This window comes from Arsukibacterium sp. UBA3155 (assembly GCA_002364615.1).
GTDB lineage: Bacteria > Pseudomonadota > Gammaproteobacteria > Enterobacterales > Alteromonadaceae > Alishewanella.
In genome coordinates, this window is sequence record DEYP01000023.1 from 164,871 (window position 1) to 186,701 (window position 21,831).

21 protein-coding genes are annotated in these 21,831 nt (G+C 49.3%); 16 read left to right on the forward strand and 5 right to left on the reverse strand.

The window, feature by feature from the left end; all coding sequences use genetic code 11:
- The first annotated feature begins 66 nt into the window (after nucleotides 1-66).
- The 11 genes from gspD to B2X65_RS11400 are packed head-to-tail and all read left to right on the forward strand — an operon-like array spanning nucleotide 67 to nucleotide 10,337.
- The gene (gene gspD, locus B2X65_RS11350) at nucleotides 67-2,115 is read left to right on the forward strand and encodes a type II secretion system secretin GspD (RefSeq protein ID WP_290612643.1); all 2,049 of its coding nucleotides are present in this window, start codon (nucleotides 67-69) and stop codon (nucleotides 2,113-2,115) included.
- Entirely contained in the window at nucleotides 2,115-3,626 is a 1,512-nt protein-coding gene (gene gspE / locus B2X65_RS11355) for a type II secretion system ATPase GspE (RefSeq protein ID WP_290612644.1), read from the forward strand. The genes gspD and gspE overlap by 1 nt, the downstream gene beginning before the upstream one ends.
- Nucleotides 3,626-4,846: a type II secretion system inner membrane protein GspF gene (gene gspF / locus B2X65_RS11360; protein ID WP_290612645.1), complete on the forward strand. Its 1,221-nt coding sequence runs from the start codon at nucleotides 3,626-3,628 to the stop codon at nucleotides 4,844-4,846. The genes gspE and gspF overlap by 1 nt, the downstream gene beginning before the upstream one ends.
- Before the next feature lies 1 nt (nucleotide 4,847).
- Nucleotides 4,848-5,291: a type II secretion system major pseudopilin GspG gene (gspG, locus tag B2X65_RS11365; protein ID WP_290612646.1), complete on the forward strand. Its 444-nt coding sequence runs from the start codon at nucleotides 4,848-4,850 to the stop codon at nucleotides 5,289-5,291.
- Nucleotides 5,291-5,878: a type II secretion system minor pseudopilin GspH gene (gene gspH / locus B2X65_RS11370; RefSeq protein WP_290612647.1), complete on the forward strand. Its 588-nt coding sequence runs from the start codon at nucleotides 5,291-5,293 to the stop codon at nucleotides 5,876-5,878. The genes gspG and gspH overlap by 1 nt, the downstream gene beginning before the upstream one ends.
- Nucleotides 5,878-6,246: a type II secretion system minor pseudopilin GspI gene (gene gspI / locus B2X65_RS11375; RefSeq protein ID WP_290612648.1), complete on the forward strand. Its 369-nt coding sequence runs from the start codon at nucleotides 5,878-5,880 to the stop codon at nucleotides 6,244-6,246. Before gspH ends, gspI begins: the two co-directional genes overlap by 1 nt.
- Nucleotides 6,239-6,952 (forward strand): type II secretion system minor pseudopilin GspJ, encoded by a 714-nt coding sequence (gene gspJ, locus B2X65_RS11380; protein WP_290612649.1) that lies wholly within the window; start codon nucleotides 6,239-6,241, stop codon nucleotides 6,950-6,952. The genes gspI and gspJ overlap by 8 nt, the downstream gene beginning before the upstream one ends.
- Nucleotides 6,952-7,938, forward strand: a complete 987-nt coding sequence (gene gspK, locus B2X65_RS11385; protein ID WP_290612650.1) for a type II secretion system minor pseudopilin GspK — start codon at nucleotides 6,952-6,954, stop codon at nucleotides 7,936-7,938. Before gspJ ends, gspK begins: the two co-directional genes overlap by 1 nt.
- Complete coding sequence (gene gspL / locus B2X65_RS11390) at nucleotides 7,935-9,125, forward strand: type II secretion system protein GspL (RefSeq protein ID WP_290612651.1); 1,191 nt, start codon at nucleotides 7,935-7,937, stop codon at nucleotides 9,123-9,125. Before gspK ends, gspL begins: the two co-directional genes overlap by 4 nt.
- Nucleotides 9,122-9,592, forward strand: coding sequence for a type II secretion system protein M (locus B2X65_RS11395; protein ID WP_290612652.1), 471 nt, complete (start codon nucleotides 9,122-9,124; stop codon nucleotides 9,590-9,592). Before gspL ends, B2X65_RS11395 begins: the two co-directional genes overlap by 4 nt.
- A gap of 1 nt (nucleotide 9,593) precedes the next feature.
- Nucleotides 9,594-10,337 carry a type II secretion system protein N gene (locus B2X65_RS11400; protein ID WP_290612653.1) on the forward strand — a complete coding sequence of 248 codons (744 nt, stop codon included), beginning with the start codon at nucleotides 9,594-9,596 and terminating at the stop codon, nucleotides 10,335-10,337.
- 23 nt (nucleotides 10,338-10,360) lie between these two features.
- On the opposite strand, the gene yrfG is transcribed toward B2X65_RS11400, so the two are convergent.
- Nucleotides 10,361-11,047, reverse strand: a complete 687-nt coding sequence (yrfG, locus tag B2X65_RS11405) for a GMP/IMP nucleotidase (protein ID WP_290612654.1) — start codon at nucleotides 11,045-11,047, stop codon at nucleotides 10,361-10,363.
- 59 nt (nucleotides 11,048-11,106) lie between these two features.
- On the opposite strand from yrfG, the gene nudE reads away from it, so the two are divergent.
- From nudE to B2X65_RS11430, 5 genes are all read left to right on the forward strand, one after another.
- Nucleotides 11,107-11,694, forward strand: a complete 588-nt coding sequence (gene nudE, locus B2X65_RS11410; RefSeq protein WP_290612655.1) for an ADP compounds hydrolase NudE — start codon at nucleotides 11,107-11,109, stop codon at nucleotides 11,692-11,694.
- Complete coding sequence (gene cysQ / locus B2X65_RS11415) at nucleotides 11,672-12,502, forward strand: 3'(2'),5'-bisphosphate nucleotidase CysQ (protein WP_290612656.1); 831 nt, start codon at nucleotides 11,672-11,674, stop codon at nucleotides 12,500-12,502. Before nudE ends, cysQ begins: the two co-directional genes overlap by 23 nt.
- Nucleotides 12,503-12,716: 214 nt before the next feature.
- Complete coding sequence (pckA, locus tag B2X65_RS11420; RefSeq protein ID WP_290612657.1) at nucleotides 12,717-14,315, forward strand: phosphoenolpyruvate carboxykinase (ATP); 1,599 nt, start codon at nucleotides 12,717-12,719, stop codon at nucleotides 14,313-14,315.
- 233 nt (nucleotides 14,316-14,548) lie between these two features.
- The gene (locus B2X65_RS11425; RefSeq protein ID WP_290612658.1) at nucleotides 14,549-16,168 is read left to right on the forward strand and encodes a methyl-accepting chemotaxis protein; all 1,620 of its coding nucleotides are present in this window, start codon (nucleotides 14,549-14,551) and stop codon (nucleotides 16,166-16,168) included.
- A 151-nt stretch (nucleotides 16,169-16,319) separates the two neighbouring features.
- Nucleotides 16,320-17,462, forward strand: a complete 1,143-nt coding sequence (locus B2X65_RS11430) for a hypothetical protein (protein WP_290612659.1) — start codon at nucleotides 16,320-16,322, stop codon at nucleotides 17,460-17,462.
- Nucleotides 17,463-17,470: 8 nt separating this feature from the next.
- Here B2X65_RS11430 and B2X65_RS11435 read toward each other — a convergent pair whose 3' ends face one another.
- The 4 genes from B2X65_RS11435 to B2X65_RS11450 all read right to left on the reverse strand — a co-directional run bounded on the left by B2X65_RS11435 (nucleotide 17,471) and on the right by B2X65_RS11450 (nucleotide 21,792).
- Nucleotides 17,471-18,493, reverse strand: a complete 1,023-nt coding sequence (locus tag B2X65_RS11435; RefSeq protein WP_290612660.1) for a CNNM domain-containing protein — start codon at nucleotides 18,491-18,493, stop codon at nucleotides 17,471-17,473.
- Between the two features lie 108 nt (nucleotides 18,494-18,601).
- Nucleotides 18,602-20,452 carry a choice-of-anchor I family protein gene (locus tag B2X65_RS11440; RefSeq protein WP_290612661.1) on the reverse strand — a complete coding sequence of 617 codons (1,851 nt, stop codon included), beginning with the start codon at nucleotides 20,450-20,452 and terminating at the stop codon, nucleotides 18,602-18,604.
- A 105-nt stretch (nucleotides 20,453-20,557) separates the two neighbouring features.
- Entirely contained in the window at nucleotides 20,558-20,794 is a 237-nt protein-coding gene (locus B2X65_RS11445) for a YheU family protein (protein ID WP_290612662.1), read from the reverse strand.
- Nucleotides 20,791-21,792 carry a hydrolase gene (locus B2X65_RS11450; RefSeq protein ID WP_290612663.1) on the reverse strand — a complete coding sequence of 334 codons (1,002 nt, stop codon included), beginning with the start codon at nucleotides 21,790-21,792 and terminating at the stop codon, nucleotides 20,791-20,793. Before B2X65_RS11450 ends, B2X65_RS11445 begins: the two co-directional genes overlap by 4 nt.
- Nucleotides 21,793-21,831 lie beyond the last annotated feature (39 nt).

Here is a 21,831-nt window from a genome sequence, read left to right on the forward strand (position 1 = left end):
CTCATGATATCAGGCGGTTTTTTCAGAGATTCAGGGCGCGCATTAGCTGGTTTGCTGGCAGGTGCTTTGTTAAGTTTTGCGGCACTAGCGGATACTGAACAAGTGCAGTATTCACCTAATTTTAAAGGCACGGACATCAACGAATTTATCAATATCGTGGGTATGAACCTGAAAAAAACTATTATCGTCGACCCCCAGGTACGGGGCCGGATTAACGTCCGCAGTTATGAAATGCTGAACGAAGAACAGTATTATCAGTTCTTCCTAAACGTACTGGAGGTATACAGTTTCGCTGTAGTGGAAATGGAAAGTGGCATTTTAAAAGTAGTACGTAATAAAGATGCCAAAACGTCCAATATTCCGGTAGTGGGCGATGACGCCCCCGGTTACGGTGATGAAATGGTGACGCGGGTGGTACAGGTACGCAACGTTTCTGTGCGTGAGCTTGCGCCATTACTGCGTCAGTTTAGTAACCAGGCCGGTGGTGGCCATGTGGTGAACTATGACCCATCGAACGTCATTATGATGACCGGGCCGGCAGCAGTAGTAAACCGGATTGTCGATATTATACAGCGGGTAGATAAAGCCGGTGATCAGGAGTTAGAAATTCTGAAACTGGAATTTGCCTCAGCCGGTGAAATTGTCCGAATTCTGGAGAGTATTTATAAAAGCCAGGGCCGGGCTGAGCAACCTGATTTTCTGATCCCGAAAATTGTTGCTGACGAGCGTACCAACAGCGTTATTGTCAGTGGCGAGTTGCAAGCCAGACAGCGGGTGATTGAATTGGCAAAGCGGCTGGATGCCGAGCTGAAAACCAGCGGCAACACCCGGGTATATTATTTAAAATACGCTAAGGCGGAAGAGCTGGTACCGGTATTAAAAGGGGTAAGCGAGTCTATTGTTGCCGAAGTACAGGGGGCTACCGGGGCGGCTGGCGCGCAGGGCGCCCGGCGTACGCAGGGCTCTGGTCGCGAAATCAGTATTGAAGCGCATGCCGACAGTAATTCTTTAGTGGTTACCGCGCAGCCGGATATGATGCGCTCGTTAGAGGATGTGATCCGTCAGCTGGATATTCGCCGCGCACAGGTGTTGGTCGAAGCGATTATTGTGGAAGTATTTGAAGGCGATGGTACCGATTTTGGCGTACAGTGGCTAAATAAAAATGCAGGCGGTACTAATTTTACCGGCGGCAATACCATTCCGATAATAAATGTAGCTGGTGCTGCTGCGCTGGCCTCTCAAGTAAACCAGGGGACGACCACAACCACCATAGTTGATGGTGTGCCAGTGACGCAGACCACTCCCGATTCAAACCGTGACTACTCGGGCTTAGCCAGTGTATTGCAGGGTTTGAACGGTGCTATGTTAGGTTTTTACAATGGTGACTGGGGCGCTATTTTGCAGGCCGTGCGCACCAGCACTAACTCAAATGTGCTGGCCACACCACACATTACTACCATGGATAACCAGGAAGCCTTCTTTTTAGTCGGCCAGGAAGTCCCTGTTATTACCGGCTCTACCACCGGTGCCAACAACACTAACCCATTTCAGCAGGTGCAGCGCCAGGAAGTGGGGATTAAACTAAAGGTTACCCCGCAAATTAACGAAGGCAACGCGGTTCAACTGACGATTGAGCAAGAGGTGTCCAGCATTGGCGGCGCCACTGCGGTAGATATCACGATCAATAAACGCGAAATTAAGACCACGGTAATAACCGATGACGGTGCAACCGTAGTGCTGGGCGGGTTAATTGATGAAGATGTGCAGGAAAGCGAATCTAAAGTGCCATTACTTGGCGATATTCCGTTTTTGGGGCATTTATTTAAATCGACCAGCGTGACAAAGCAAAAGCGTAACCTGATGGTGTTTATCAAAGCGACTATAGTGCGTGAAGGATCGGCGATTTCTGGTATTTCTAAAGCGAAATACAACCATATTAGGGCCGAGCAATTATTGCGCGATGAAGAAGGTATCCGGTTAATGCCTAATACCAGACAAGTAGTATTGCCTGAATGGGATGACTCACTGGTACTGCCGCCGACGTTTGACCGTTATATGGAAGAACAGCAACAAAAACCGGCAGAGCCGCAACCTGCAACCGGAACGCGTGACTGATGGAAAGCCTGGTAGCAGAAGAAGAAGTTAAACCGGTTAGCAGCCGTATCCGGCTGCCGTTCAGTTTTGCCAAGCGCCATGGCGTGTTGTTACAACAGCAGCCAAGCGGCTGGCAATTGTACGTGCAACCGACCACCCGGCCGGAGTCGGTACTGGAAGTGCGACGGCTGCTGGCGGAAGGCTTTACCGTTAAACCCCTATCGGCGGCAGAGTTTGAAACCCTGCTCGAGGCCAGCTATCAGCGCGATTCTTCTGAAGCACAGCAACTGATGGAAGATATAGGCAATGAGGTTAATCTGGCTTCTCTGGCCGATGATATTCCTGAAACGGAAGACCTGCTGGAAAACGAAGATGACGCACCGATTATAAAACTGATTAACGCCATGCTGGGCGAAGCGATTAAGCTTGGCGCGTCTGATATCCATATTGAAACGTTTGAAAAAGCCCTGATTATCCGCTTCAGAGTGGATGGTTTACTACGCGAGGTGTTGCGTCCTAATCGCCGGCTATCCAGCTTGCTGGTATCACGGATTAAAGTGATGTCAAAAATGGACATTGCGGAGAAGCGAGTGCCGCAGGACGGTCGTATCAGTTTAAGGATAGCCGGGCGGGCGGTGGATGTGCGGGTGTCGACCATGCCATCAAGCCATGGTGAGCGGGTTGTATTACGTTTGCTGGATAAAAACAACTCGCACTTAAACCTGGCCGATTTAGGCATGACGCTGGCAGTGCAGCAGGCGTTTTCCAAACTTATTTTAAAACCCCATGGCATTATTCTGGTTACCGGGCCAACGGGCTCAGGTAAAAGTACCACCCTTTACGCCGGGTTAACTGAAATTAATACCAAAGACCGCAATATTCTCACCGTCGAGGACCCGATAGAGTACGAACTTGAAGGCGTTGGGCAAACCCAGGTCAACACCAAAGTTAATATGACGTTTGCCCGTGGTTTAAGGGCGATACTACGCCAGGATCCGGATGTGGTAATGGTCGGTGAAATTCGCGATCTGGAAACGGCACAAATTGCTGTGCAGGCCAGCTTAACCGGCCATTTGGTATTGTCTACCCTGCACACCAACACGGCTGCCGGCGCCATTACCCGCTTAGAAGACATGGGCGTTGAAGCGTTTTTGTTATCTTCAAGCTTACTTGGTGTGTTGGCGCAGCGCCTGGTGCGCACACTTTGCAGCCACTGTAAAGAACTGCACGAGCCAGATAAAGAAGAACGCAATTTGCTGGGTATTGCTAAAAAAGAAGGCCAGCACATTTACCGGGCAAAAGGATGCGAGCATTGTAATTTCACCGGCTACCGTGGTCGTACTGGTATTCATGAGCTACTGCAGGTGGATGAAACCATTCGCGAGATGATCCATAACGGCAAAGGCGAGCAGTCAATTGAAAAGTATGCCCGGGCCCATTGTCCCAGCATCCGGGTGGATGGCTTCAGCAAAGTTCTGGCTGGCGAAACCACGCTGGAAGAGGTATTGCGGGTCACCCGTGAGGATGTGTAATGGCCGCATTTGAATACCAGGCGCTGGATTTACGCGGCAAAAAAAATAAAGGGGTGCTGGAAGCAGACAATGCTCGTCATGCCAGACAGCTACTGCGTGAGCAAAAGCTGCAACCGCTTAGTGTGGAACTGGCGTCACAACAGGAAAAGTTGGTGGCGTCGGGCCGTAAATGGTTAAGCCGCAAGATTTCAGCGTCTGAGCTGGCATTACTGACCCGCCAACTCGCTACTCTGGTCGAGGCAGCCTTGCCAATTGAAAGCGCATTGCTGGCAGTAGCGGAGCAATGTGAAAAGCCCCGTTTACAAAATATGATGATGGCGGTACGTTCCAAGGTGGTGGAAGGGTACACGCTGGCAGAGGGGCTGGCAGAGTTTCCGCACGTGTTTGATCATTTGTTCCGGTCGATGGTAGCAGCAGGTGAAAAATCTGGCCATTTAGAGCAGGTGCTGAACCGGTTGGCTGACTATACCGAGCAGCGTCAGCATATGCGCAGCCAGATTCTGCAGGCGTTATTGTATCCGATAATTTTAACGTTTTTTGCGGTGCTGGTAATTAGCATTCTATTGGCCGCAGTGGTACCGAAAATTGTTGGTCAGTTTGAACATATGGGCCAGTCTTTGCCCGGTACAACCTTGTTTTTAATTGCTGCCAGTGATTTTATTCGCAACTACGGCATCTTAGTATTAGTGGCCTTAATGCTGGGTGCGGTGTTCTGGCAGCGGGCGTTGCGAAAACCTGAGCTTCAATATCGCTGGGACCGCTTTACCCTGCATCTTGGCATGTTTGGCAAGGTAAGCCGGGGACTGAATACCGCCCGTTTCGCCCGTACCTTAAGTATTCTGAATGCCAGCTCAGTACCGCTGTTAGAAGCGATGCGGATAAGTGCGGATGTACTTGGTAACAGCTACATGAAAGAAGCGGTGGCGGATGCAACCGGCCGGGTGAGGGAGGGGACGTCGCTGAGAAATGCCTTAGAGCAAACCAAAATGTTTCCGCCTATGATGTTGCATATGATTGCCAGTGGCGAAAAAAGTGGCCAGCTGGACAGTATGCTGGAACGGGCTGCCAATTCTCAGGACAAGGAGTTCGAGACATTGGTGACAGTGTCTTTAAAAGTGTTTGAACCGGTGCTGGTCTCTGTGATGGCCGGCATGGTGCTTTTTATTGTAATGGCAATATTACAGCCAATTTTAGCGTTAAATAATATGGTAGGTGGATAACATGTTAAGGCAGATACAAAAAGGTTTTACCTTGCTGGAAGTGATGGTGGTTATCGTTATTCTGGGCATTATTGCCAGCATGGTGGTACCAAACTTGATGGGGAATCAGGAGCAGGCAGCCAAACAGAAAGTGGTGGTGGATATTCAGCAGCTGGAAAGTGCCCTTGACATGTATCGTTTGCGCAACGGCTTTTATCCCACCACGGAACAAGGTATAGCATCTCTGGTTACGGCTCCAACGTCGCAGCCGGCGCCACGTTCATTTCCGGAAGGTGGTTTTATTCGCCGTCTGCCAAAAGACCCCTGGGGTGAAGAGTATATTATGGTGAGTCCGGGACAGCTTGGTAGAATCGACGTTTACAGCAAGGGCCCGGATCGGGTTGCCGGTACCGATGATGATATTGGTAACTGGAACCTGGATGAAGCCGATCGTAGTAATAACTAATGGTCGCTAAGCCACTAAATCGCTGTAAGCAAACTGGTTTTACCTTGTTAGAGGTGATGCTGGTACTGCTATTAATCGGTTTACTGGCGACCACTGTGGTGGTTAATTTCAGCGGTGACTCGCCTGAGCAACGTTTACAGAAAGAAACCGAGCGGTTTCAGCAGGTATTTCAGTTTGTTGCCGAAACGGCAATGTTAAAGCAGCAGGAGTGGGGTCTGGTGCTGCAGGAAGGTAGCTACAGCTTTGTCTACTTTGATGGCGAGAAGTGGCTGCAGGCCGATGAACCGAAAGCCGCTGAGCTTTATGAACTGGCAGAGGATATCCGGTTGCAACTGGAGCTGGAAGGGTTGCCGGGCGCAGAGTTGAGTTTATTAAGCCAGCTGAACTGGCAGGATGATGAGGAGTTTGCTGACAACGACAGTGAGCAACCTCCTGTGTTACCACAAGTGTTTATTTTATCCTCCGGTGAAATCAGTCCGTTTCGGTTAATATTTCAGTTAGGAGAGCGGCTGGAGCAGGTTAGTCAGACTGTCGGCACCGATTTTACCATTCCGCTTAGCCGGTCTGACGTTATCACGGTGCGCTGATGAAGATCCGTGGTTTTACCTTGCTGGAACTGTTGGTAGCAATGGCCATATTTGCTGCCGCCGGTCTGGCAATTATGCAAGCCAGCTCAGGCCATATCCGGGCATTAAGTCAGATAGAAGAATTAACCATCGCCGGTTATGTGGCGAATAATCAGCTGCAACTTGCGATGATAGAGCCAAACTGGCCGCCGCGCGAGCTATTACAAGGTGAAGTTGACATGGCGAACCGGCAGTGGCTATGGCGCCAGCAGGCAACCACCGTGCCCGATGCCGACCTGCGCCAGGTGGTAGTGAGTGTAAGTCTGGCAGAGCAGCCAGACGATGTCTTGCTACAACTGACAACGTTTGTAGGTAAACCCAGTGGTTAAACAACAGGGCTTTACGTTTATTGAGATGCTGCTGGCGACCGCTATTTTTGCCATGGTGGGGTTGGCCTCTGTCGCTGTATTAACCAGTGTCACTAACAGTGATGAACTGTCCCAGGAAGCAACCGGCCGTATCCAGCAACTGCAGCGCACTATGCTGATGCTGGAACGTGATTTTATGCAAATAAGTACTCGTTATGTGCGGCTGGACGGCGAAGCACCGGTAGACTACCGGTTATATGGTGAGCAATATTTATTGGAAAGCGAAGATCACGGTCTGAGCTTTACCCGTCAGGGCTGGCGTAATCCGGGGTACATTCTGCCGCGAAGCGAAGTACAACTGGTCGCGTATCGGTTGGAGCAAGGCGAACTGCAAAGGCTGTTCAGCTTGTACCCCGATGCCGTAGCAGGCAGCGAGCCGCTGGTGCAGGTGCTGCAGCAAAACCTGACGGCATTTTCCGTTAGTTACCTGCAGGGCGAGGAATGGCTGGAAAAATGGCAGAGCAGTGTTATGCCAAAAGCGGTGAGAATTACCCTTACCCATGAGTACCTTGGCGAAATAGAACGCATTTTCAGTCTGCCAGCCGGTATGGTGGTGACGCGCAGCGTGAGCACGCCGAACCCGGGTGGAACCACTCCGCAGAATAACGACCGTGACAGACCAGCAGACCCCGGGCAGCCTAATGACCAAAGACGAGAGCAGCGTTAATGGACCGCTCACAGCGCGGAGCCGCGCTTATCACCGTGTTAATGATCGTGGCGATTGTGGTTGTTATTGCAGTTAACATGACCGGACGGCTGCAGTTACAATTACAACGCCAGCAAAACTTACAACAGCAACAGCAGGCATTCTGGTATGCCATGGGTGCTGAACACTTTGCCAGGGTATTATTAAGTCGTAGTTTAAGTGGTCAGGAAACCGTCAATCTGGAGCAAGACTGGGCCCAAAGCGGTGCCAGCTTTGTGGTCACCGATGGCAACATCGCCGGTGAGATCACGGATTTGCAAGCTTGCTTTAATTTGAACGCATTACAGCAGCCTGGCCAGCGAGGCACCTCTGGTCGAATTGAGCAGACCGCAGCGCAGCGCAGCTTTATCCGATTGCTGGAACTTGCTGCAACAGACCTGTCGATGCCGGCAGAATATTTGATGGCAAGAGTACACGACTGGCTGGATGAAGACAGTTTGCTCAGCACCGCTGGCAGCGCTGAGGAAGATGATTATGCTGCCTTGCAGTTTCCATATTATACCGCCAACTCATTGATGGTGTCGGTCAGTGAACTGCGTCAGATGCTGGATATAACTCCTGCCGATTTGCAAATGTTATTACCTTATGTGTGCGTGCTACCGGAAAATACCCAGTATCAGCTCAACATTAATACGCTGACCGAAGACACCGCAATATTACTGGCGGCGCTTGTACCACAGCTTACCGAAGCCGACGCTATAGATATGATCGCGGAGCGGCCAGAAAATGGCTTTAACAGTATTGATGAGTTGCTTGCTTTGCCGCAGCTGGCAGGGATTGAAATGGCAGATGACGTCAAAGCCTTATTAACGGTAAAATCCAGTTACTTTCAGTTACTCGCCACTACTTCTTATCTGGAAAGTGGTTTCGTGCTAACGTCGATATTCAGAGTTGATGATGAAAATACAGTCAGGGTATTGGCCCGGCGATTTGGAGGCCAGGGGTGAGTGAACAGTTAATTATCCGGTTAGGAAGCCGGGCAGAGCAGACGATTAGCTGGCTGGTCTTTGCCAGCCACAATAGCGAAGTGATTGCATCTGGTGAAGTGGCCAATGCCGGTCAGTTGAGCGAATTGGCTGAACGTGTAGGCAACCGGCCGGTTATTGCCTTGGTGCCCGCGTCAGATGTGGTGTTAAAGCAGGTGAATTTGCCCACCCGCCCCACCCGGCAAATTCTGCAGGCTTTACCCTATATGCTCGAAGATGAGCAGGCGGAAGATATCGATCAGCTCTGGCTGGCGCTCGGCCCTTTAGAACAGCAAGAGGGCCAGTATCAGCAACAGGTTGCCGTGGTGCAACGCGAGCGGATAGATGGCTGGTTGGGCTGGTTGCAGGACGCGGGTTTTAATGTGGTGCGGATGCTGCCAGATGCCTTGTTATTGCCAGATAATCCTTTGCCTGCTTGTATTGAGCTGAATAACCAATGGCTGATAAAACAGGGGGCCTGGCAGGCCAGCGCCATCGATAACAGCTGGTGGCCTCAGTATCTGGCATTAGCAGCCTTGCCCAATATTGCGAGCTATAGCCCGTGGCCGCGCGATATTATGCAATCCCAGCAAAGTATGGAGCCGGAGCTACCACTGGTGTTATTAGCCCGCCAGCTGCCACATATCAATTTTACCTTGCTGCAAGGGCCCTATGCCCCGAAACGTCAAACCAATAAACACTGGCAGCAATGGCGAAGCAGTGCCGTACTGGCCGCAATTTGTCTGGCGACTTACTTAGTAGTGCAGGGGTTTTCTATATGGCAACTGGATAGACAGCTAACCCAGGTACAACAGCAAAGCCTGAGCGGTTACCAACAAGCGTTTCCCGGCGAAACTATTGTCAATTTATCCCGGCAGATTGAGCAAAAACTGGCAGCCGCAGGTTTAGGTGGTGAAACTGTTAATTTTTTAACCCTGTTAGATGCGCTGCAACGACAACTGGCAGAAATTGGTGATATAAAAGTGGATAGTTTACGGTTTGATGCCACCCGCACCGAACTACGATTTTCAGCAAATGCCGGCGGTTTTCAGAATTTTGAACGTTTAAAAACTGCGCTGGAAAGTGCCGGTTATGAAATTGAGCAGGGCGCCCTAAGCAATGATGGTGCCCGGGTACAAGGCACTGTAGTAATGCGGAGCAGAACATGAAGCAGCAAATACAAACCTGGTGGACCGGTTTAGCGGCACGCGAGCAACAGCTGCTGAGCATCGCAGCGGTGGTGCTCAGTATCGGCGCGGTTTACTGGTTTATCTGGCAACCTCTGCAGCAAGGTTATAGCAGCAAGCAAACCGCTTTGCAGCAGGGGCAGATGCAGCTAATGCAATTTCAGCAGGCGCTGCCTCAACTACAGCAGGCCAATAACAGTCAGGGACGGGTTGGCGGCAGTCTGGCCCAGATAGTCAGTAACAGCTCACGTACCTACAATATCCGGGTAAGCCGGATGCAGCCTCAGAATGATCAATTGCAACTGGTATTAGAAGATGTGTCCTTTGAACAACTTTTACGTTGGTTGGCGCAATTACAAAATAATAATGGTGTAAAGCTGGTCAGTCTGGATATCGCCAATACCGATAGCAGCGGCATTGTGCGGGTAAGACGGATGGTAATCGAATAATATGAAGTATTGGAAATTAACGCTAGCAGCATTTCTCGCTTATCTGGTTTTTATGTTGTACTTACTGCCTGCAGCCTGGGTACTGCATTGGGTTGGGCTGCCGCCTAATGTTAACATTGGTCCGGTACAGGGCACGGTATGGCAGGGCTCGGCAACCCTAGTTCAATACCAGAATTTGCAGTTCCAGCAATTACGCTGGCGTTTTAATGGCTGGTCGTTATTTACATTGGCACCACAAGTGACGTTGACCGCCGGCAGTATTGGCGAGCGAGACCAGCCCTATGCGAAAGCCAGTCTGGCCTATAGTTTCAGTGGTCTGAAAATGCAGCAAGCGTTGCTGCGGATACCGGTTAGTCAGTTATTGCCCTTGCTGGAGCTGCCGTTGCCAGTGGCGGCAACGGGCGAGTTGATGGTTGAGGTGCAGGACTTCCAACAGGGTAAGCCCTGGTGCAACAGCCTTGCTGGTAACGCCAGCTGGCTGGATGCGCGGTTACAACCCCCTACCGGAACCTGGCTGGAGCTAAACAGTATTGTGGCTGACTTGCGTTGTGAGCAAGGCAGCCCGGTGCTGATAACCGATGGTGAAAACAGCCTCGGACTGGCAGTCACCGCGGGCGTCGAAAACAGCAGACTAACGGTAAATGGCAGTTTAAAGCCAGACCCCAGTCTGCCCAGCGAAGTACACCAGGCGATGCAGTTTGTCGGCCGGCCGGATGCGCAGGGTCGCTACACCATACAGTTTTAATTCAGCACAAAGGATAGTGTGCTCTATCTGGTGGTCTGGAGTTTTGAGTGCGCCAGAATATCTTGTAGTAGCGGCGTATAGTCAGAGATGGCCGGAAACTCATTGATGGTTCTGGTTTGTTGCTGACTGTCCGGATTAGCCACTGCCAGCAAATGTTTAATGCCGAAGTTTTGGGCGGCAGTCAGTATGGGCAGGCTGTCATCGACAAAGAGGGTGGTGTCATTATTAAAGCCAAGCCGTTGTTGCAACTTTTGCCACAGCGCCCAATTTTCTTTGGTAACACCAAATTCGTGGGTAGAAATAAGGGTGTCGATATATTTAGCTAAATCGGTACGTTCCAGTTTCAGCGATAGGCTGTCAGGGTGGGCATTGGTGACCAGCACAACCTCGCGACCGGATTGCTTCAGCGCCGTTAAAAACGCCGGTACATCGGGGCGCATCTGAATTTTATCCATCACTTCACGTTTTAGCTCAGTAATTGGCAGTTGCAACCGTTCTCCCCAATAATCCAGACAATACCACTGCAATTTGCCGTTCAGTTCAGCATATTCACTTTGAAGTTGAGTTTTCGCATCATCAAGGCTGATACCGCTAATTTGGGCCCAGCGTTTTGGCAGATGTTCCAGCCAGAAGTGGTTATCAAAATGTAAGTCTAGTAAGGTGCCATCCATATCCAGCAATACGGTATCAATTTGTGCCCAGTCCAGCATAGGTTTTTCCTGTCATTCGTTTTATAGTAGCCACAGTAGATTGTAACAGAGGCCAGGTAATGACGCAGCGCCACCCTAACAAACAAGTGCCGGAAATTCTGGCGCAGGAAATCGTCGCCCAGAGCAGATTGTTTAAAATAGAGCAGTTGCAGTTACGCTTCAGTAATGGTGCAGAGCGGACTTACGAGCGGATGCGCGGCTCAGGTCGAGGTGCGGTCATGATCGTTGCCTGCCCGGATCCTGAACATTTTTATCTGATCCGGGAATACAGCGCTGGTACCCATGATTATCAGCTCGGTTTCCCCAAAGGGTTGATTGACCCGGGGGAAGATGTGTTGGCGGCTGCCAACCGGGAACTCAAAGAAGAAATTGGCTTTGGTGCAGGCCGTTTTATCGCATTAAAGTCGCTGGCGCTCGCTCCGGGATATTTTAATGCTACAATGCATATAGTTCTGGCGTTCGATTTGTATCCTGAGCAACAGGAGGGGGACGAACCCGAACCGCTGGAATTAATCAGTTGGGCACGCGGTAACAGTGACCTGTTATTGCAACAAGTGGATTTTACCGAAGCACGGAGCGTCGCTGCCCTGTTACTGGCACAGCAATACCTGGAAGCAAACCCGGATGTTTTTAAGCAAACTGCTTGAGAGTGTAAAACAGACCGCTCGTGAAGCCGGCCAGCATTTATGGCAGCTTTATCAAAGCGGTGACTTTGTTGCCGAACAAAAAGCCGACACCAGCCCGGTAACCACTGCCGACCTTGCTGCCAATGCCTTAATTATTTCCCGCTTGTCAGACTTAACGCCGGATATTCCGATAATTTCTGAAGAAACCACCATAATTCCTCTGGCGCAGCGTCAGCATTGGCCGCGATATTGGTTAATTGACCCGATGGATGGGACGCAGGAATTTGTCGCCCGCAGTGGCGATTTTGCCGTAAGTATTGCGTTAGTTGAACACGGCTGGCCGGCCCTTGGGGTAATTTACTGGCCCAAGGAAGATATTTTATATTACGCCACCCGTGGCCACGGCTCTTTTAAACAACAGCGTAATTTAATTAACCGGATGCAAGTGCATCAGCACCAACAGGGCGAAGTGCTGCGTATCGCCGTAAGCCGGCGTCAGCCATTGCAACCTATCATCGCTTTGTTAAGTGAGCGCCAGAGTGTTGAGTACATTCCACTGGGCAGTTGTTCGCTGAAAAGTTGTCTGGTGGCAGAAGGTAAGGCCGACTGTTATTTAAGGTTAGGCCCTACCGGTGAATGGGATACTGGCGCGGTGCATATTATTGTGGAAGAAGCGGGCGGTAAAATTCTCGATAGTCAGTTTTCCCCGTTGAGTTACAACCAGCGGGAATCACTGGCAAACCCCGATTTTATGGTGATAGGCCAGGCGCAGCTGCCCTGGCGTGAACTTATTCAAGCCAAGCCAACCACCCGGCCACTTTCGTCATAAACAGCCATTTATTCTGCATAACTTTGCTATAGGCCAAGCCTGGCGTGGTTTTCTACCATTAATGCCGTATTCACAACTATCTTTTTTGCCGTCGAAACGCTAAGATACCGAAGTATTTTTTGCGCAAAAACCAGGCTTTTGCGCAAAAAATAACATAATTAATAAGTCCGCTAGAGACTGCACCCTTACCTACAGTACCCTTAGGAGTTACATCATGTCCGATCTGGATCTGGGCCAATACGGCATTACAGATGTCACGGAAATCGTTTATAACCCATCGTACGATTTACTGTTTGCAGAAGAAACCCGCAGCGATCTGCAAGGTTATGAACAAGGCAAACTGACCAAACTGGGCGCGGTTTCGGTTGATACCGGTATCTTTACCGGCCGCTCACCAAAAGACAAATATATTGTTCGTGACGATACCACCCGTAATACGGTGTGGTGGTCAGATCAAGGTAAAAACGACAATAAGCCAATTAGTACTGAAGTATGGACTGACTTAAAGTCACTGGTAACACGTCAGTTATCAGGCAAGCGTTTATTCGTGGTTGATACCTACTGTGGTGCTAATGCTGATACCCGTTTAGCAGTGCGCTTCATTACCGAGGTAGCGTGGCAGGCACATTTTGTAAAAAACATGTTTATCCGACCCAGCGATGAAGAACTGAAAAGCTACAAGCCAGACTTTATTGTCATGAACGGTGCTAAGTGTACCAATCCGAACTGGCAGCAACAGGGCTTAAATTCTGAAAATTTTGTGGCCTTTAACCTGACAGAGCGTATTCAGTTAATAGGCGGTACCTGGTACGGCGGCGAAATGAAAAAAGGCATGTTCTCAATGATGAACTACTTTTTACCGCTGCAGGGCATTGCTTCCATGCATTGCTCGGCCAACGTAGGTAAAGCGGGAGATGTTGCGGTATTCTTTGGTCTGTCAGGCACGGGAAAAACCACCTTATCTACCGATCCTAAGCGGCAGCTGATTGGTGATGATGAACACGGCTGGGATGACGACGGCGTATTTAATTTTGAAGGTGGCTGTTATGCTAAAACCATCAATTTGTCACAAGAAAACGAACCAGATATTTATCAGGCTATTCGCCGCGATGCATTGCTGGAAAACGTCAGCGTAGCAAATGACGGTACTATCGATTTCGACGATGGTTCGAAAACTGAAAATACCCGGGTGTCTTACCCCATTTATCATATCGATAACATTGTTACGCCGGTATCTAAAGCGGGCCACGCAAAAAAAGTTATTTTCTTAACAGCGGATGCCTTTGGCGTGTTACCGCCGGTATCAAAACTGACTAAAGAGCAGGCCAAGTATCACTTTTTATCAGGCTTTACTGCCAAACTGGCCGGTACCGAGCGCGGCATCACTGAGCCAACGCCTACCTTTTCCAGCTGTTTTGGCGCGGCCTTCTTAAGCCTGCATCCAACGAAATATGCTGAAGTATTAGGTAAGCGAATGGCGGATTCAGGTGCTGAAGCTTATCTGGTCAATACCGGCTGGAACGGTACTGGTAAGCGTATTTCCATTAAGGCTACCCGCGCCATTATCGATGCAATTTTAGATGGTAGCATTGAGAATGCCGAGTTTGTGCAGTTGCCTTACTTTAATCTGGCGATGCCAACACGGTTGCACGATGTAGAGGATGGAATTCTGGACCCTCGCGCGACTTACAGTAACCCGGCAGACTGGGAAACCAAAGCAACTGACTTAGCCAAGCGTTTTGTCGATAACTTTACCAAGTTTACCGACAACGCCGAAGGCAAGGCGTTAGTGGCTGCGGGCCCGCAGCTGTAATTTTATTAATTAGATAAATTAAAACAGGCCGCTTTTGCGGCCTGTTTTATTCTATGTGAGTTAGTCGCAGGATCGTTTTTTCCAAAATTTTCTGTTAAATCAGGTGCAAAACAATATATATTGCCTAAAGTATAAGGCAACAGTATTGTATTTAGGCTTAGAAAGTTCAGTTTTTCGCTTGCCTGCCGTCTGCAGGTGGTAATAATGTAATTTAGCATGCACCGGGGTGACAGATGTTGCGGTCTTTAACAATTCAAAAACGATTACTGGCCGCCTTTGGGGCGTTAGCACTGCTGCTGGCCTTCACCGGTGTATTTAGTTTACAAAGTTTATCCTCGGTAAGGTCCCAGGCCAATTTTGTTGAAACTACAGTGGTTTCCGGGCTTTCCGGTATCGGCTCACTGGGCACCAATATTAACCGGAACCGGGCGCTTACCTTGCGGTTATTACTTGCCATCGATATTACTCAGGAAAGTGAAACTTTCAATATTATCAAAACGCTGCGACAAGACATCCTGAATACCGAAAAACCCTATGAAGCGACTATTTTCGATTCGCAGGAGCGCATTATTTTTGACAAGTACGTTGTTGCCAGACAAAAATACTTCGACTTGCAGGATCAAGCATTAGCGCTGCTGCTAAAAGACGAGCTTGGAGCGGCACAGGATTTATTAGACCAGATGAACCCGGTGGCCAGCGAGATAGCATTGGCACTTGCCGAGCTGGCGGATATTAATCATCAAGCAGCGCAGGATGCCCGTGCTTCCTCTATTGCCACCTATGACGGTGCAAAACTTGCGGTGATAATATTAATTGTGGTTGCCGTTGTTATTGCGATGGTGGTATCAGTTTTAATATCCCGCAGTATTAGCCAGCCGCTGGCACGCTCGGTTGCCTCAGCACGCTTTATCGCTGATGGCGACCTTACCCAGCACGTTTCCGTGGATGGCAGTGATGAGCTAACCGAGTTATCACAGGCATTGCAGCAAATGCAGCAAAAGCTGCGTGATGCCATTGGCCATATTGCCAGCTCTTCAAATCAACTGGCCTCTGCAGCTGAAGAGCTTAATGTGGTGACTGATGAGTCGGCCAAAGCGCTGCTGCTGCAGAACGATGAAGTGCAGCAGGCGGCAACGGCCATCACTGAAATGAGCTCGGCGGTCGATGAAGTTGCGGGCACGGCATTAAAAACCTCTGAAGCGTCATCACAGTCAGCCGGACTGGCCAGAGATGGCACCCAGAAAGTGGTGCAAACCAGCAAAGTAATTGAAAAAATGAACGCTGAGGTTCGTCAGAGTACTCAGGTTATAAACACCCTGGCAGAAAAAGTCTCGTCTATTAATCAAGTGTTGGAAGTGATACGCAGCGTGGCTGATCAAACCAACTTACTGGCGCTAAACGCAGCCATCGAAGCAGCTCGCGCCGGTGAGGCCGGCCGCGGATTTGCAGTGGTAGCGGATGAAGTGCGCAGTCTGGCTTACCGGACGCAAACCTCTACCGGCGAAATTGAACAAATGATTCAGCAGGTGCAATCTTCCGCGAAAGAGGCCGTTGACGCGATGCAGTTAATCAGCGGCAATGCCGACAATGCACAAAGCGTAGCAAAGTCTGCTGCAGACGCACTGGAGCTGATTGCTGAGAATATTTCGGCCATTAGCGATCAAAACCATGTCATTGCTGGTGCGGCCGAAGAGCAATCGAAAGTCGCGCGTGAAATTGACCGTAATATTGTCACCATCAGTGATTTAGCCTCACAAACAGCAGATGGCTCCAGCCAGACCAGCGCCAGTGCCAGTGAGTTAACCCGGCTGGCAGTTGAACTGAATGAGCTGGTCAGTAAGTTTAAGGTGTAGTGATTAAAAATATAGTTGCTAAAAATATCTAGTTATCACTAGTCAGTAAAACAGGCCGCTTTTGCGGCCTGTTTCTATTCAGTTTTACGTTAATCTGCTGTGCTACAGTAATTATCAGCAGTTTATCCGTTAATGCACACAGGAGGTGAAGATGAGAATATTTAGAATAGCAGTCATCGTAGCTGCCAGCCTGATGTTTCTTAGCCTGATGCGGGTATTCAGCCAGCCTGAAGCTAACGGTTTAGACAGCGTTACTTCAAACACGGCAATGCGATATGAGGCTGGCTGGCAGCCGATACCCGGTACTGTGCTTACTGAACATTGCCCAGCCAATGATTTATATGATTATCCGTTTGCAGATTACTGCCACAATGTAGTGTTTGCCTGGGGCGGCGCTGATCTGGATGAAAGTAGCGGTCAGCTGTATCTGTGGGGCGGTGGCCACAATGATTATTATGGTAATGAGGTATATCAGCTCGATGCGATAAGCGGGGCATTGCGACGGTTAACGAAGCCGGCCCAACCAGCGGATCCGGATACCCATCCAAAGCTGACAGAGCTGTTGCCGTTTGACGGCAGTCAACCCAATTCACGCCATACTTATGATGGCATGGCCTTTATCAGCAACAAAGCCTTGCTGTGGGCGTTCTCCGGTGCGCTGGCGGGCCGGCATCCTGGGGCACCGGACCCAAATACCTGGTTATTTGACCCGGATGCTAAACGTTGGCATAAAGATGCCGTCAGCGGCGATATTCCGCGCGGCGCCTTTGGTGTAGTGGCGGCGTATGACAGCAAAACAGGGTTAGTCTATTTGCATGACCGGGCCGCGCTATACAGTTATCAGTTCAGGCCAGAGGGAGGCCTTTATACGAAATTAAACGATCGCGGCGGCCTTGGGTTAGGAGTCAATGCCGCGATAGATCCGGTTAACCGAAAAATGCTAATCATTGGCCAGAAAAAGCAGATACTTTATGATTTAACTGCAGAGTCTGGTTATCAGAGGACGTCACTACCGTTGCAGGGCGATGCGGAATTTATTAATCAGTTTCCGGCCCCGGGTTTAAGCTATAACAGTAAGGATGGTCATTTTTACGCCTGGCCTGGCGATGGCAAACTCTATCAGTTTGATCTGGCCAGCTTAAGCTGGCGAGGCATTGCCATCGAAGGCGACCCGGGATCTCAGGTACGCCATGGTACCTTTGGCCGCTTCGCTTATGTGCAGCAACTTGATGGCTTTGTATTACTGAATAACCCGCGCCAGCCAGCCTATTTTTTAAAGCTGACGGCGCAATAATCAGAGTGTCAGTCATCCGACAGATTTTTTAAACGATGTTCCCAGCGACGTTTGGCAAAGCGGCGCATATTCGGAATATCATCGGTTTCGTCCATTATCGGCTGGCCAATAATGGTTTCGATGACATCTTCCATGGTGACCAGGCCCAGCCAGCTGCCGTATTCGTCGTACACCAGACACATATGCTGCCGTTCGTGCATTAGCTGGGTCATTAAGTGCTCGGCATTCATTTTATCGGAGATCACCTTAACCGGTTTCATGATATCTGCCACGACCTGCTGGTCGGTAATATTTAACAGGTCATAGCGGAACACAATACCCAGCGGCGACTCGTCATTATCCAATACCGGGTAACGTGAAAACTGTCCTACTTTTACCCGCTCGGTAAAGTCGGCTAACGGTTCGTCCGGGCTGGCACTTTCACAGACCGTACGCGGGGTCATAATGTCGCGAACCTTAAAATCATGCAGATCGAGAATATTGGCAATAACCCGTTGCTCGTCCTCGTCCAGTTTATTCATTTCGCGGCCGAGCACGGTGAGTGCTTTTATCTCCTGGCGCAAATCAGGTTCGTGGCTGGTACCACCGAATAGCTTCATTAATTGGTCCGACAGCCAGATAAAAGGCCGCAGCACAGTGATCATAATTTTCAGGGTGACGGGCAAAATAGGCGCCAGCGCCGGCCAGTAACGGGCACCAATGGTTTTTGGGATAATTTCAGATAAAACCAAAATAAGCAGGGTCATTACGGCAGAGGCGATACCCAGATAGCCATCACCAAACACCAACGTAACCTGGGCGCCTACGCCGGTAGCCCCAACGGTGTGAGCAACGGTATTCAGCGTCAGAATAGCCGCTAAAGGCTGATCAATTTTGTCTTTTAGTACTTTAAGTTTCTGATAAAGAATCGGGTTTTGAATTTTCTGCTGGGCAATATAGCTTGGGGTTACAGAAAGTAGGGCCGCTTCCAGAATGGAGCAAATAAAAGATACCGCGATAGATAGAACTGCAAACGCAATTAACAGGCTCATACAGGTTGGTTACAACACTCCGCTTTGAATTCGAGCGGGCAGTATAAAATGGGTGATACAAAAAAGCGAGTCAGCATTATGCTGACTCGCAGGAGCTAGGGGCTAAGGTTATAATTCAGTAACCTGGTAAACTGTAACACTACCACTTACTTCGTTACCGATTATCAGCAATGGGTTGCCATTCGGGCTGTCGCTTGCCGATACAAACTTAATACTCTCCGGGCCAAGGTCGCCAGAAAGCGGTACTCTAGTGCAATCCAAACCTTCTTCAGGGTCGCACGGATTGTCTAAATCGTCATCCAGTTCAAATTCAGTGCTAAAGTCACGGTTAATATAGTGGCTGACAAACGCAGCCTGAAAGGGGTTTGTCACGTCGTAGATAAACAAATCGCCGGAACGCTCCTGACTAATAAATGCATAGGTACGACCTTCAATTGTGCCAACATCGATGGCCTCGGGTTCGCCTCCTTTGTCATCAGAGCGGTTATCACCTTTGTTTTCGGTGTGTGCACTATTAAAGTTATTACCCAGAATTGCAGCCGAGATCCGGCCAAAATCGTCACCTGAATCATAAACCATATTAATGTTCTGGTCCCAGATCGAGAATGAGCGTCCACCATAAGCATAGAGTTTGTCGACTACGCCAGTGTTATCCGGATCAACCAGGGCTGCGGTGACCTTTAACCGGCCTAAGCCATCATCGCCGCCGGTACTGTCATATAACGCCTGCAACTCAGTACTAAACGTTTTATTCAATTCATCCGGGTCAATAATGTCGGCAGCACGAATATCTTCTGAGTAGGCATCCCAATCGCGTGAGTCACCTTCGTTGGCAGAGACAATAAAGGAGGCACCATTCCACTGATACGAGGCGATGCTGTCGGGCTGATACATGCCATAAACGTTGGGTAGTTTGGCAAAAGATGCCACTTCATCTTCGTTGGTATAATCAATCAGGTACTGGCCCCAGTCTTTTAAACCGAGCGCTTTGACTTCAATGGTCATATCAGTCAGGTCAATAATGCCGATGGCGTTACTTTCCTGCAGTGATACCCAGGCTTTTTTGCTGTCGGCGGCAACAGTAATATATTCCGGTTCAAGCTCTTGTGCTACCGATGTGCCTGCCGGGCTGGCAAATTTAACGCCAGCCTTCATTAATAACGTTTTGCGTTTGGCATCAGTGTCATAATCACTTGCTGCAAGCAAGTCTGAGCTGAAGACCATATCGCTGCTAAGGTTAATGGTTTGGGCCAAATCTGCCGGTATGCCATCGGAAAGGTTAATCACTGAAATGCTACCTTCCGGATCAAAGGTGTAATCAGTATCAGGTTCGCCTTCATTGGCTATCAGTACCTGGCTGCCATCTGGCGTAAAAGTCAGCATGTCAGGCAGGGCACCCACACTCACCGCTTTAATAAAACTGCCGTTGCCCATCACATTCAGCGTATAAAATAATACGACACCGTTGCTGGTTTTATCTGGGGCTGCCACAGCAATCGCCAGAATATCGTTATAAATTGCTATCGAATTAGCTTCGCCCAGTAGCACATCAATATCGGCACCGGCACCATTCTTAACCATAACGGTATCAGCAAAAGTGAATGGAACTGAGCTGAGGCTATTATCGGTAATGCCATTACCTACAGCTGCTATCGGTAAATTGGTTAAGTCGATAACTTCAATCTGGTTATCGGCGGCATTAATGGCAAAAGCCGAGTTTGACGTTTTGTGAAACTGCACGATTTCAGCAGCAGATTTACCGTAAATACCGGTGTTAAAACGACCTACTACTTCAATATTCAGGTTGCGCGGTAAATTTTTACCCGCCTGACCAGTCTGGCCAACACTCCCTGCTGGTCCCGCAGCGCCTGCGGCTCCGGTTGCTCCATCATCACCCTCAAGCGAGCAACCCGTTAAAATTGAAATAATACTTAATGTAAGCAATGAACGTTTTAACATACCAATATCCCTGATTTTATTATTAAAAGTAACTACTTGTAATAAATCAGTGTCATTGGTAGGCATGACAGTTACATGAAAAAAGCATGATCTTTTTATGACGCGCTAAGGATTCACAGATGGCTGCTGTAAAAATTGCTGCTTTGACATCAGGTTGACCGTTTCATGCAGCTCTGAATAAACGATGACCACTTCAGCGTTTTTCAGCTGGCGTTTTACTGCGGCTACTTTTTCTGCGAGCGAAATCTCATGCTCGCCATAGTCGGTCCCTTCGCGCAGCACATAGTACTCAATCAGGTTATTGAGGGTATCCTGGTCAATGTCGGTGTAGGGAATAATCATAATTGCAACTGTTGTTTAATAAAGGCTGGAATGCGCTGGTTCAGCCAGAACTGCGGTTTTAGCATGCTGCCATAAACAAAGCCGACATGGCCACCGCCGCGGGTTTGCTCATAGTGAACGTATGGGCTTAACTCGTCAGGTTTAGGGATCACTTCATCACTTAGGAAAGGGTCGTCGCTGGCATGAATAATCAGGGTAGGTACCTGAATGTGGCGCAAAAACGCCATACCGCTAGCGCGCTGGTAATAGTCCTGGGCATTTTTAAAGCCATGAATAGGCGCAGTAAAGTGCTCGTCGAATTGTTCAATACTGGCAAAACCCTGGATCTGTTCAGGCGTTAACGGCAGCGGGAAATCATTAAATTGCCGTAATTTTAACAGGGTACTGCGTTTTAACCGGCCGAGCAGATAACGCTGATACAGCTTGCTGCTGCCGGTATTAATGCGCTTGGCGCAGGCCGCCAGGGATAATGGCGGGCATACCGCAACGGCGGCTGCTAAAGGATTTTTCGCAGCCTGCTCGCCGCAATATTTAAGTAGTACATTGCCACCCAGCGAATAACCCACCGCGACTAAAGGTCGCTTTGGATAACGCAGCTTAATGTCTTCTATGACCAATGCTGCATCAGCAGTATCACCACTATGATAAGCTCGGGGTAGTTTATTCGGTTTACCATTACAACCGCGAAAATGTAGCAATACTGCCGACCAGTTAAGCTCGCGGCACTGTGCCAGCATTGCCTGAATATAATGGCTGTTAATATCTCCGGCCAGGCCATGCAACAGAACAAGCAGGGGAGCGTCTTGTTGGCTATTGTCAGCGTGCAGCCAGTTAAGCTGCAGCTCATCACCATCGGGCAGGCAAAACATTTCTGCCTTAGTACGCAGTGCGTGTTTCGGGCTTAAATACTTGGCAAATATCGTTTGCAGGTGGGCATGCTTTAACCACCAGGCGGGCTGAAACGGTGGATGAACAACTGGTCTGAGCTGAGCTTGCAAATGTATGTATCCTGATAAACAATGGTTTAAATTTTACTA